We start from the raw sequence: 12,807 nt of genomic DNA, 5'->3' as shown, positions 1-12,807 counted from the left end.
CTCCAGACCTGCAATGCTCCTGCCCCCAAGCGGTGAGCGCCCGGCATTGCCGTCTCCTGCCGTCAAGGCACGGACAATAACAATAGCTGCAACTTCAGGAGAGACCATGTACTTCACTCAGCCCTTGCACCGTAATCTACAGTGCGCGCCCGAGCGATTAATGACGATCTACGGCGATCGCAGTCGCACTCTGCGCCAGTTTGTCGAGCGTGTTGCGAGACTGGCCGGGGCGTTGCGTGAGCTTGGCGTACAGAGCGGCGATTGCGTCGCCATGCTGGGTTTGAACTCTGATCGTTACCTCGAATATTGCTTCGCCGTACCCTGGGCCGATGCCGTTCTCAATCTTTGCAACACACGCTGGAGTGCGGAGGAGAACGCGTATGCGCTGACCGATTCGCAAACCTCGGTACTGTTGGTTGACGAGACCTTCAAGGACATCGGTCTGCGGTTATCCAGGCAGGTTCCTTCGTTGCGTCATGTCATCTACGTCGGTGACGGCACCACGCCGGATGGGATGCTGGATTACGAAACGCTGATTGCCCGGGCCTCGCCCATGGAGGATGCCCGACGTGGCGGCGATTCACTCCTTGGTGTGTTCTATACCGGCGGCACCACGGGTTTCCCCAAGGGCGTGATGATCAGTCATACGGCCTTCTGGAGCAGCCAGATTGCGCTGGATGTCGAGGGCCTGGTACCGCCTGATTCGGTCATGCTGCGCGCAGCACCGATGTTCCATCTGGCGGACATGTCCACCGGTTATGTCGGTGTGCTCGAAGGCGCGACTCACGTCATACTGCCGGCGTTCCAGCCGGCCGAAGCGATGGCGGCGATTCAGCGTCACGGCATTCAGGTGGCCATGCTGGTGCCGACCATGATTCAGTTGTTGATCAATCATCCCGAGGTGGACGATTACGACCTGTCCTCGTTGCAGCACCTGGTGTATGGCGCTTCGCCCATTCAGGAGCAGACGCTGTGGAGCCTGCAGGCCATGCTGCCGCAACTGCAGCTGTTCCAGGCTTATGGCCAGACGGAGATGTCGCCCATCGTTTCTCTGCTCGGCCCGGCTCAGCACACCGCGGCGGCCGCCGCTGCCGGCATGTTGCGCTCCTGTGGTCGTGCCACCCGGGCGGTGGAAGTCAAGATCGTCGACGACGATGGCCGTGAGGTGCCTCGTGGCTGCATCGGTGAAATCGTCGTTCGGGGCCCGAATGCAATGAGCGGGTACCTGAACAAACCCGAGCAAACCCTGGCGGCTCTGCCTGGTGATGGCTGGTTGCGTACGGGGGACGGGGCCAGGATGGACGAAAATGGCTACATCTTCATTGTCGACCGCCTCAAGGACATGATCGTCACCGGTGGCGAAAACGTGTTCTCGGCGGAGGTCGAGAATGCCTTGTGCAGCCATCCGGATATCGCCATGTGTGCGGTGATCGGGATCCCTAGCGAGCAATGGGGCGAGGCGGTGCATGCCGTGGTGGTACTCAAGCCTGGCACTGAACCGAATGGCAAAGAATTGATCGCCCATTGCAAGCGTCAGATCGCCGGCTACAAGGCGCCGAAAAGCGTGGAGTTCCGTGCTGCGTTACCGCTCTCGGGCGCTGGCAAGGTGCTCAAGAGCGAACTGCGTGAACCGTTCTGGCAGGGCAGTTCGCGGCGAGTTGGTTGAGCGACCCATCTCCGGGCGCAATCGACCATGGATGACTTGAGCCGGCAACTGCCAGGTCATCGATGAGCACTTGTGGACGGGCTTTGCGCCCCGGCTGTTTCTCCCTTCCTGCTTGATTCGCCCCGGCTGTTGTGCACAACAGCCGGCAGCGGCGTGCGCCTGCATTTCCCATTCGCCAGTGCGGTGTGACTCCCTTTCCTGCCTCCCTCCCAACCCCCTCCCATCTCGGGAGGGTTAAGCGCTGCGCAGTCAATGTTTACTTGTCCGGCCAGTCTCTGGCGGCCGGGTGGTTGGGGAGGGAGGTTTTTTCACAGGGAAATCCAGGAGCCAAAGAGTGGTGGGTTGAACCGTAGCGTCGGGATTATTTAGGAATGTGAACAATGATAAGAATAAGTTCGCCACAAACAGGCTTTGTCCGGCATCAGCTTGGTCAGGCAGTCGTGCTTGGAATTCTCGGAGTGGGCGCCGGCAATGCCCAGGCATTCAATTTTGATACCGAGAGCGGTTGGTCGGGGAGCCTCGACACCACACTTTCCGTTGGCAGCAGCTGGCGCGCCGAAGGGCGTGATAACGAGTTGTACAGTCGACTCGACGGACAGGTGATCGGCAAGACCGACGGCCTGGGCGGTTCCAATACCGATGGCGGCAACCTCAACTACGATCGCGGCGACCGGTTTTCTACCATCGGCAAGTTCCTCACCGAACTGAACCTGCACAACGGCGACATGGGCGGCATGCTGCGCGTGAAGGGCTGGTACGATCAGGCACTGGAAGACGAAGACGTGCACTTTGGCAACCAGGCCAACGGTTACCAGAAAAAGCCATTGTCCGATAACGGCTTTGACGACCTGCAAAGGAACAAAGGCGTTTACCTGCTCGACGCCTATGTCTACGACACCTACCACCTGGACGATCACCCGCTGCAGGTGCGCCTGGGTCGTCAGGTGCTGAACTGGGGCGAGAGCATCTTTGTTCAGGGGCTCAACCAGATCAACCCGATCGACGTTCCTTCTCTGCGCCGTCCGGGCACCGAGATCAAGGAAGCGTTGCTGCCGGTGTGGATGATTTCCAGCAGCTTCGGTTTGAGTGACGGACTGTCGCTGGATGCGTTCTACCAGTTCAAGTGGGAGCCTACTGCCGTTGAGGGCTGTGGCAACTACTGGTCGACCACCGAAACCATCATTTCGACTCATCCGGGTGGTTGCACCATGGCCACGTCGCTGCCTAACGTCAGCAACCCGGTCGGCTTTCGCAATGGCATGAACGTCCCGCTGAGCACTGGCGATGAAGCCCGGGATTCGGGGCAATGGGGTGTGGCGCTGCACTATCTGGTCGAATCGATAGACACCGAGCTCGGTGCCTACGCCATGACCATCCACTCGCGTACGCCGATCATTTCCGCCCACAGCGGCGATTGGGGCCGGATCCCCGCCGGGGCGCGAGCACCCTTCCTCAACCCGGTGCAGGTCCATGAAAATCTGCCGTTCGGTGCGACCTCGACGACTGCCTTCTGGGAGTATCCCGAAGACATCCACCTGTATGGCCTGAGCGCCGCCACCACGTTGGCCAGTTGGTCGGTCGGTGCGGAACTGAGCTACTCGCCAAACACGCCGGTACAACGTAACGGCAACGACCTGCTTGCCGCCGCTGCCCAAGGGGTGGGGCCGCAAGGCGCGGGCGCGCGAGCCGCTGGCCCGAATGCCTATATCACCGGGTATGACCGCTTCGATAAAACCCAGCTGCAGATCAACGGCATCAACCTGTTCCCCAACGTTCTGGGCGCCTCGAGCCTGCAGGTGGCCGGTGAAGTTGCCTTCCAGTGGAACGACATCCCTCAGGGCGACAGCGACATTCGTTACGGTCGCGGTTTCATCTTTGGCCCGGGTTCGGCGCCCAGCTATGGCGGGAACCTCTGCGGCACTGCGACCAACCCGCAACCCGACGGCTGCAAGAACGACGGTTACATCACCGACTTCGCCTGGGGCTACAGATTGCGAGGGCAACTGGAGTACCCGGACCTGTTGGGCGTAGGCGTCAGCACTTACCCGAGTTTGTTCCTGGGGCAGGACGTGGAAGGGGTTTCGATGGACGGCCAGTTCAACGAAGGCCGGTTTACCGTCGGTGCCGGCGTTCGTTTCGACTACCTGAAGGCCCACAGCCTGGAGTTCAACTATGTGACGTACAACAACGACGCCAAGTACGACCCGTTGCGTGACCGGGACTACTACTCGATGAATTACAGCTACAAGTTCTGATGAGGAACAAGGCATGAAAACAATAAATACTTGCCACACCCCGCGTGCCCTGGCTATTGCCATCGCACTGTTGCTTGGCGGGAACGACGCTTTCGCCAAATTGACCGATGCAGAGGCTGCTCGCCTTGGTAACGACCTCACTCCGGTTGGCGCCGAGAAGGCCGGCAATGCCGATGGCAGCATTCCAGCCTGGCAGGGCGGCCTGACGGCTCCTCCGGCAGGCTGGAGTCCGGAGAAGGGCTACGTTGATCCGTTCCCGCAAGACAAGCCGCAGATGGTGATCACCGCGGCCAATGCCGATCAGTACAAAGACAAGCTGTCGCCCGGCACCCTGGCTTTGTTGAAGAAGTATGACAACTTCAAGATGCCGATCTACCAGACCCGGCGCACCGCCGCACTGCCGGCTGAAGTCACCGCCAAAGCCAAGACTCAGTCCACTCAGGTCGAGTTGCAGGGTTTCGGTTTGAGCAACCTCAATGGCTCGAACATACCGTTCCCGATCCCGAAGAACGGTCAGGAAGCAATCTGGAACCACTTGGTTCGCTACTTGGGCGGAGGCTTCGAGCGGACCTATCACTGGTTCCCGGTACGTAGCAGCGGCGAGTTCTACAAGGTTGGTTTCCGCGAGAACCGCGTGTTCGACCAGAACATGGATCGCAGTATGGACAACCACCTGTTTTCCTTCCTTGGCTACTTCCTTGAACCGGCCACGTTGCAGGGCACGGTCTACCTGGTGCGTGAACCGGTGGACCAGGTCAAGGAAGCGCGCTCGGCCTGGATCTACAACGCCGGTGCACGTCGTGTGCGCCGCGCGCCGGATCTGGCGTATGACAACGTCAGCGATGGCACCGAGAGCATGCGGGTGACCGACCAGTACGACGGCTATAACGGCGCGCCCGACCGCTATGACTGGAAACTGGTCGGCAAGCAGGAAATCTATGTTCCGTACAACGACTACAAGTTGTCCGATAAGTCGCTGAAGTACGAAAACATCCTGCAAAAAGGCACCGTCAATGCCGACCTGATGCGCTACGAACTCCACCGTACCTGGGTCGTCGAGGGCACGCTCAAGGCCGGGCAGAAGCATATCTACGGCAAGCGCGTGATGTATCTCGACGAGGACAGCTGGACCGTGTTGCTCGAAGACGCCTACGACACTCGCGGCCAGCTATGGCGCATTGGCGTGCACCCGATGATCCAGTTCTATGACGTCGGTGTGCCGTGGTACCGCGCCAACATCTTCCATGACCTGAGCAACGGCAACTACATGGTCTCGGGCCTGGACAATGAGGTCAAGCAACCCTGGAAGTTCGGCGTCAAGGGACGTCAGGCCGACTTCCAGCCCGATGCCCTGCGTCGCGCTGGTCACTAAGCCCTCAGGCAGTCTCAAGGCGACCCGGTTGCGGGTCGTCGATTACAAATACAAGAGAGGAGCGGCCAATGGCTATTTTGGGCAAGTCCGTTCACAGGGTGTTGTGGGCGGCACTCATCGCGGCATCTGCTGTACATGCCGAGACGCCTGGCTCGATCCAGACCGGGATCAATTCACAGCGAATCATCCTGCTCGATATCCAGCGCGTGGGCAGTCAACTGTTCAGTGCCGGCGAGCGCGGCTGGATCCTTCGTTCCGCGGATGATGGGCAACATTGGCAGGGCATTCATACGTCAGCCGATCGAACGCTGACTGGGCTTGCTTTCGCCAACGACCGACTGGGTATCGCCGTTGGACATGGCGCGACCCTGTTGCGCACCACCGACGGCGGTCAGCAATGGACAGCCGTAGGGGTGGACGGTATCGGTCATGATTCGCTGCTCGGTGTCACCTACCTGGGCGGCCAGCATTTCGTCGCCTATGGCGCATTCGGTCACTATCTGGAATCCGTCGACGCTGGCTTGAGCTGGAGCAAGAAAACGGTGATGGGGGAGGACTTTGATCGGCACATCGCCAAAGTGCTGAAGGTCGGTGGTGACCTGTTCCTTTTCGGCGAATCCGGCACCCTGCTGCGCTCGCGTGACCTGGGGCTGAACTGGGAAGCGTTGCAATCCCCTTACGAGGGTTCTTTTTTTGGCGGACTGCAGACGCCAAGTGGTGCGCTGTTGGCTTTCGGCATGCGCGGCAATCTGTATCGCTCAAACGACCGGGGAGATACCTGGCAGCTGATTCCCCTGGACGCCAAGGTTGCACTGCAAGGAGGGCAGGTTTTGCCTGACGGGCGTATCGCCCTGGTCGGCAATGCCGGGTTGCTGGCACTGAGTAACGACGATGGCAAAAGCTTTGAGCTGAGTCACGCCGCCCGTGGCGGGCTCTCGCAGATTGTTGCGGTGACCGGCGGTGCCCTGGCCGTGGGCGATGCCGGTGTTCAGTCCCTGAGCTTGACGCAAGCGACAGCCAATTGAGGTTTCTATGAGTAGGTACCACGACAATCAGGGGCTCGAGCTTGTGGGCGACGTTCAGGTGCTCGACCGCCACCACTTCTCCCGTAGTCTGGTCGGTCGGGTGTCCTGGTGGATTTTTCACTTGCGTCGCCCGCTTCTGATTTTTTTCATTCTATTGACGCTGCTGTTTACCTTCACCGCCACACGACTGCGTGTGGAGGCGGGCTTTTCCAAGATGATCCCGTTGCAGCATGAGTACATGCAGTCCTTTCTCAAGTATCAGTCGGTTTTCGGCGGCGCCAACAAAGTATTGCTGGCGTTGAAGAACGAAAAGGGCGAGATCTTCGACCCCGGATTCATGGAGAGCTTGCATCAGGTCACCGAGGAGGTTTTCTACATCAAGGGCGTCGAGCGTAGCTCGGTCACTTCGTTGTTCACCTCCAATGTGCGCTACAACGAGGTGGTAGAAGACGGCTTCAGGGGCGGCAACATTGTTGCGGCCGACTTCTCCGGTACTGCAGAGCAACTGAAGGCGGTGCGCGAAAATGTGCTGAAGTCCGATTGGGTCGGCCGTATCGTCTCCAATGACTTGAGCGCCGCCATGGTGGTGGCGAACTTGCAGGAAGTGGACCCGGAGACCGGTTTGCGTCTGGATCTGCAAGCTGTCAGCCAGTCCCTGGAGGCAATTCGCGCCAAACACGAAAAAGATGGCATCAGTGTGCACATCATTGGCTTCGCCAAGTCGACCGGGGATATCGCGGACGGTGCCGCCGGGGTGTTGCTGTTCTTCGCCGTGGCCTTCGTGATCACCGCACTGTTGCTGTATTGGTATTGCGGCTCGCTGATGCTGACGTCCTGGGCGTTGGTTTGCGCCATGGTCCCGGTGGTATGGCTACTGGGTCTGCTGCCGCTGTTGGGACTGGCACTCGACCCCATGTCGATTTTGGTGCCGTTCCTGATTTTCTCCATTGGTGTCTCCCATGCGGTGCAGATGACCAACGCCTGGAAACTGGAGGTGTTGCGTGGTCACGACAGCATCACCGCTTCGCGCAATTGCTTCCAGAAACTTTTCATACCAGGTGCCATGGCGCTGCTGGCCAATGCACTGGGGTTCCTGGTAATCGCCTTCGTGCAGATCGAGATGGTGCGGGAACTGGCCATCACCGCGACGTTGGGGGTCAGCCTGATGATCCTCACCAACAAACTGCTGTTGCCGATCCTGCTGTCTTACATGCGTATTTCGGCCAGGGATGCCGAGCGCCTGCGGGGCAAGGAAACCTCTGGGGACTGGCTGTGGGAGCACCTGGGGGGATTGGCAACCCGCAAGGGCAGTGTGCCGGTCATCCTGATTGCGGTGGTTCTGCTCGGTGTTGGCATGTGGCAGGCGGGAAAGTTGAAGGTGGGAGACACGGGGCAGGGTGTCCCGGAGCTGCGTGCCGATTCGCGTTATAACCAGGACGTGGCGATGGTCACCCGTAACTTCGCCATCGGCGTTGACCTGTTGCAGGTGGTGGTTGAGGCAAAGGGCAACGAGTCGCCCTGTGTTGATCGCAACATTCTGGGCAAAGTCGAAGATTTCGAATTCGAGATGAAGCAGACCCCGGGCGTCGGTACGGTGCGAGGGCTGGCGGGCTATGTCGGGCAGATCACCCAGGGCTACGCGGAAACCTTCATCAAATGGCGCACCATTCCCGAGGAGCAGGCGCAAATTGCCCAAGGTGTGGGTTTCGCCACGCGCCTTGGCAATGAACTGATGAACTCCACCTGCAGTGCCATGCCGATCTCGCTGTACACCGAAGATCACCAGGCCTCGACTATCAGCAACATCATCGAAAGGATAAAAGCGTTCAAGGTAACCCACGACGGCGATGATCTTCGTTTTCAGCTGGCCAGTGGCAATGTCGGGGTAATGGCCGCGACCAATGAGGCGGTCGAGGCGGCGGACAAGTGGGTGAATCTCGCGCTTTTCGGCTCGGTGACCTTACTCTGCCTGCTGAGCTTTCGCTCGCTGCGTATCACCCTGTGCATCATTCTTCCACTGGCGCTGGTCACGGTGCTGTGCAACGGGTTGATGGCATGGCTGGGTATTGGTCTCAAGGTCAATACGCTACCGGTGGTGGCACTGGGCGTCGGGGTCGGCGTGGATTACGGCATTTACTTGTTCGAGCGGATCAAGCACGAAATGCATTCACGTCATTCGGACCTGCGTCAGGCGTTTGTCGAAGCGCTAAAGCAGCGTGGCACTGCCTCGTTGTTCACCGCCATGACAATGACGGTGTCCGTGTCCACATGGGTGTTTTCCACCCTCAAGTTCCAGGCCGACATGGGCGTGCTGTTGGCGTTCATGTTCCTGGTCAACGTTTGGGGCGCCATCCTGTTGCTACCGGCACTCGCGGCATGGCTGCTACCGCCGGTGCACGCCGGCAAGCATCCTGAGCAGCCACCCGCAAACTAACTCCATGCAGTACTTTGGCGGCCTTCGGGCCGTCTTTTTTTGGAGGGGAGTCAGGGGTGCTACGCTTGTATCGATACGCTTGGGCATCTTCCAGTTTGCTGCTGCAAAGGAGTGGGCTGAAGTGTGGGCTGGAAAACTTTACCAAAAGCCAGAAACGACAAAGCCCTGAAAAATCAGGGCTTTGTTGTATAAAGATGGCGGAGGCGATGGGATTCGAACTCATGGACCTGTTACAGTCGACGGTTTTCAAGACCGTTGCCTTAAACCACTCGGCCACACCTCCGTTTGCGTTGCGGGCGCCATAATACCTGAATGAAACACACTGTCAAACTCTCTGCATAGCTAGTTACAGAGTGTCTGTTATGATCTTTGCGACTGAACGTTTCAAACCAACAGGAGTGTCGCCATGCGCGAACAGGATTACGCAGTTAATAACAGCGTGCAGGCTGAGCAGCTAGAGGTTAGCCGCGTCCTGCGCAACACATACGGCTTGCTCGCCCTGACCCTCGCATTCAGTGGTGTGACGGCCTACGTTGCCCAGCAGATGCGTGTTGGCTACCCGAATATTTTCGTGGTGCTGATTGGCTTCTACGGTCTTTTCTTCCTCACCAACAAACTCCGTGATTCGGCCTGGGGCCTGGTGTCGGCATTCGCCCTGACCGGTTTCATGGGTTTCCTGCTTGGTCCGATCCTCAACCGTTACCTGGGTATGCAGGGCGGCGCTGAAGTGGTCAGTTCGGCCTTCGCGATGACCGCGCTGGTGTTCGGCGGCCTGTCGGCCTATGTGCTGATCACCCGCAAGGACATGAGCTTCCTCGGTGGTTTCATCACGGCAGGCTTCTTTGTGCTGCTGGGTGCGACGCTGGCGAGCTTCTTCTTCCAGATCAGCGGTCTACAACTGGCGATCAGCGCAGGTTTCGTGCTGTTCTCCTCGGTCTGCATCCTGTTCCAGACCAGCGCCATCATTCACGGCGGCGAGCGCAACTACATCATGGCCACCATCAGCCTGTATGTATCGATCTACAACCTGTTCGTCAGCCTGTTGCAGCTGTTCGGCATCATGGGCCGTGATGATTGATCGTCGACCTTGAAGTAAAAAACCCGCTCAGGCGGGTTTTTTTATGCCTGGAATCCAGGGCTACTCGGTAATGACAATGCTGCCGTCAGCTTGCTGGCGGTAAATGGTGTAGGGCAGCAGCAACGTATCCATCGCACCGGACACGACCGCGTCGAGCAGCACGATGGCGGGGGCGGGGCCATGTACCTGCGCATCCCGACCGTTTTCGAGGGGCGCGTTCAGTATGCAAAAGTCGTAGGTCACGCCGCTGTAGATTCGCGGTACCGCGCCGCAGTAACTCTTTTGTTCCTTGAGACTTTTCGAGGCCACTTCGTCACTGCGCACAACCGTCTGAATCGTGCCGCAACCCGCAAGCATCATTGCCACCAGGAGCATTGCCTGAGTTTTCATGCCGTCAATCCTTCGCCGGAAACCATCAATCTACTTCAGTCTGAAACAAATATCACTCACGCCATGGGCGGCAACCGGCGCTTGACCGGGGTTTTCTTGACGATGGCCGTATTGGTTTCAGCGTGGGTGTTGAGGCGGTCGAGCAGGGTGTCCAGTTGTTCCATCGAGCGCACGTGCAGGCGTGCGATGAAACAGTCGTCGCCGGTCACCTTGTCGCACTCGGTGAATTCGGGAATGGCCATGATTTGCCGCTCCACTTCTTGCAACTGGCCCGGCAACGGGCGAATACGCACGATGGCCTGGAGTTGATAACCGAAGCTTTTCGGGTCGATTTCAACGGTGTAGCCCTTGAGCACGCCACGCTCTTCCAGGCGGCGCAGGCGCTCGGCGACGCTGGGGGAGGACAGGCCGCTGATTTGCGCCAGGGCCTTGAGCGAGCGTCGCGAGTCTTCCATCAGGGCCGTGATCAGCACCTGGTCGATGTCATCGGTCATGGCGAAATCCTCTGTTAGGCATTTTTTCAAAACTGCCTTCATAAAAAAGGCTGAATCAGAGTTTAGCCTGCTTTTTGCTATGGAGTGGCGCTGTGGTGCATTGGCATACTTTGGCCACAAACACAGGAGTCTGATGATGGACAAATCCCTACGCCGCGGTTCGTTTGAAATGACGGTCGCCATGCTGATCTCCGGCACCATCGGTTGGTTCGTGCTGGTGTCCGGGCAACCGGTACTGGATGTGGTGTTCTGGCGCTGCCTGTTCGGTGCCGGCACCTTGCTGCTGATTTGCGCCGCCTTTGGTTTTCTGCGCCCCGGCATTCTGACCCGCACCACGTTTTTGCTCGCCGTGCTCAGCGGGGTGGCGATTGTCGGCAACTGGGTGTTGTTGTTCGCGTCCTATTCCCGGGCGTCGATTGCCATCGGCACCGCCGTCTATAACGTTCAGCCGTTCATGCTGGTCGGGCTGGCGGCGCTGTTTCTCAACGAAAAGATCACCGCGCAGAAAATGGTCTGGCTGGGCGTGTCGTTTCTCGGGATGCTGGCTATCGTCAGTGCCCATGGCAGCCAGGGCGAGAGCGGCAGCGATTACCTGACGGGCATTGCCCTTGCGTTGGGCGCAGCGTTTCTCTATGCGATTGCCGCGCTGATCATCAAGCGTTTGACGGGGACGCCACCGCACCTGATTGCGCTGATCCAGGTCAGCACCGGCGTGTTGTTGCTCGCGCCATTGGCGAATCTTTCGACACTGCCGCAGGCGCCGAGCGCATGGGTCAGCCTGGTGACACTGGGCATGGTGCACACCGGTGTGATGTATGTGTTGCTGTACGGCGCCATTCAAAAACTGCCCACTGCGCTGACAGGGGCGCTGTCCTTCATCTATCCGATTGCGGCGATTTTCGTCGACTGGTTTGCCTTCGGCCATCGTCTGGAGCCGCTGCAGTGGATCGGTGTCGCGGCAATCCTGCTGGCCGCCGCCGGTATGCAACAAGGCTGGTCGCTGAAGTTTCGGCGCACGGTGACGCCGTAACCCGCTTCGCCGGCGTCAGATGTTCCAGTGCGGCGCGCTCCTGGCCAGGCGCTGGCGCATCTCGCCGATGTTGGCGGCCAGTTGTTGAGTCAGCAGGCGATAGCCATCCAGCCTGTTGTAGACCGGTGCATCAAGGCTGACCAGCGGCACCTCCATGGGCCGATCGAGACGCTGGGCGGCGCCTGATTTCAACGCCCGGGCCATGCCGATCAATTGCACGCGGATCTGGCGATGTTCGGCTTTCAATGCCGTTTGCAGGAGCGTCATGGCCTCGGGGTCATTGGCGTCCGGTCGGGTATTGCCAAGGATTTCCAGGGTGCTGACGCACATGCGCAGGTTGCGCTGGATGGCATCGAGCTCGGTCATGGAAATCTTCACTTCCTTGGACACCGACGGCATCAGTGAGCGCAGTTGCACCATCGCCGCATTCAGGCGCGTCATGAGCTTGAGGTGTTCGTCGGCGGTGATGGCCTGGCCGTCAATGATGCGCCCGTAGACTTTCGCGCAATCACGCAGGGCATCGGCCAGGTTGTAGCGCCAGGAATACACCGCGTACAGCGGCAGGGCGAAGGAAAACGCCAGGGCCAGGGCAATGCCGATCAGGATATCCACCCCGCGCCACAAGCCATCGGTGACCGGGTTGTCGCCATGCCCCGCGACGATGAACACGGTAATCGCCGACAGCAGCGCGGTGTAGCCGCCCTTGCCGATGGCGTGATACGAGAAGAACCCGCAGACCACCGACATCGCGAAATAGGTCAGCCAGGGCATTCCGAGCCAGGCCTGTTGTGCTACTAGCGCCAGGCCGACACCGGCGCCGATCAAGGTGCCGATGGCACGCTCGGCGGCTTTCTTGCCGATGTTGCCGTGGTGCTGCAAGCCGCCGATCACCACTAGCATGGTCACTGACGCCCATTCACCGTGGGGCAGTTTGATCCCGGTGGTCAGCAGGATCGTCGCCAGCAAGCCGAGCGACACCCGCACCGCGTGGATCACCCGGGCATGGCGGTAGCGCCGGTACGGGTCCAGTAACGGACGCAGCAATCGGCGCAGCAGCGGTGGC

10 protein-coding genes and 1 tRNA gene are annotated in these 12,807 nt (G+C 59.3%); 7 read left to right on the top strand and 4 right to left on the bottom strand.

The genetic code is table 11. From position 1 onward, the window contains the following. The first annotated feature begins 106 nt into the window (after window positions 1–106). From KW846_RS08030 to KW846_RS08010, 5 genes are all read left to right on the top strand, one after another. Window positions 107–1,666 carry a long-chain fatty acid--CoA ligase gene (locus KW846_RS08030; protein ID WP_218481877.1) on the top strand — a complete coding sequence of 520 codons (1,560 nt, stop codon included), beginning with the start codon at window positions 107–109 and terminating at the stop codon, window positions 1,664–1,666. A gap of 440 nt (window positions 1,667–2,106) precedes the next feature. Next, window positions 2,107–3,921: a DUF1302 domain-containing protein gene (locus KW846_RS08025; RefSeq protein ID WP_371321731.1), complete on the top strand. Its 1,815-nt coding sequence runs from the start codon at window positions 2,107–2,109 to the stop codon at window positions 3,919–3,921. Between the two features lie 13 nt (window positions 3,922–3,934). Then, window positions 3,935–5,293 (top strand): DUF1329 domain-containing protein, encoded by a 1,359-nt coding sequence (locus tag KW846_RS08020; RefSeq protein ID WP_218481875.1) that lies wholly within the window; start codon window positions 3,935–3,937, stop codon window positions 5,291–5,293. A 68-nt stretch (window positions 5,294–5,361) separates the two neighbouring features. Continuing rightward, on the top strand, window positions 5,362–6,318 hold the full coding sequence (locus tag KW846_RS08015) for a YCF48-related protein (protein ID WP_007973362.1): 957 nt from the start codon (window positions 5,362–5,364) through the stop codon (window positions 6,316–6,318). Between the two features lie 7 nt (window positions 6,319–6,325). After that, a complete protein-coding gene (locus tag KW846_RS08010; RefSeq protein WP_218481874.1) occupies window positions 6,326–8,752 on the top strand; it encodes an RND family transporter in 2,427 nt (808 codons plus the stop codon). A 195-nt stretch (window positions 8,753–8,947) separates the two neighbouring features. Here KW846_RS08010 and KW846_RS08005 read toward each other — a convergent pair. Continuing rightward, window positions 8,948–9,035: transfer RNA gene (locus tag KW846_RS08005), tRNA-Ser, on the bottom strand. A 123-nt stretch (window positions 9,036–9,158) separates the two neighbouring features. Here KW846_RS08005 and KW846_RS08000 point away from each other — a divergent pair. Further along, a complete protein-coding gene (locus KW846_RS08000) occupies window positions 9,159–9,830 on the top strand; it encodes a Bax inhibitor-1/YccA family protein (RefSeq protein WP_007973359.1) in 672 nt (223 codons plus the stop codon). Window positions 9,831–9,890: 60 nt separating this feature from the next. Here KW846_RS08000 and KW846_RS07995 read toward each other — a convergent pair whose 3' ends face one another. Both KW846_RS07995 and KW846_RS07990 read right to left on the bottom strand, forming a co-directional pair. Continuing rightward, entirely contained in the window at window positions 9,891–10,220 is a 330-nt protein-coding gene (locus tag KW846_RS07995; RefSeq protein WP_218481873.1) for a YceK/YidQ family lipoprotein, read from the bottom strand. Window positions 10,221–10,276: 56 nt separating this feature from the next. Next, the gene (locus KW846_RS07990) at window positions 10,277–10,714 is read right to left on the bottom strand and encodes an Lrp/AsnC family transcriptional regulator (protein ID WP_007973356.1); all 438 of its coding nucleotides are present in this window, start codon (window positions 10,712–10,714) and stop codon (window positions 10,277–10,279) included. 136 nt (window positions 10,715–10,850) lie between these two features. On the opposite strand from KW846_RS07990, the gene KW846_RS07985 reads away from it, so the two are divergent. Then, window positions 10,851–11,744, top strand: a complete 894-nt coding sequence (locus KW846_RS07985) for a DMT family transporter (protein ID WP_218481872.1) — start codon at window positions 10,851–10,853, stop codon at window positions 11,742–11,744. 15 nt (window positions 11,745–11,759) lie between these two features. Here KW846_RS07985 and KW846_RS07980 read toward each other — a convergent pair whose 3' ends face one another. Further along, complete coding sequence (locus KW846_RS07980) at window positions 11,760–12,800, bottom strand: FUSC family protein (protein WP_033047715.1); 1,041 nt, start codon at window positions 12,798–12,800, stop codon at window positions 11,760–11,762. Window positions 12,801–12,807: the final 7 nt, after the last annotated feature.

This window comes from Pseudomonas sp. PDM32, assembly GCF_019219225.1.
GTDB classification, from domain to species: domain Bacteria; phylum Pseudomonadota; class Gammaproteobacteria; order Pseudomonadales; family Pseudomonadaceae; genus Aquipseudomonas; species Aquipseudomonas laurylsulfatiphila.
The sequence above is the reverse complement of the archived record's forward strand: the minus strand, read 5'-3'. Positions and strand labels throughout refer to the sequence as shown.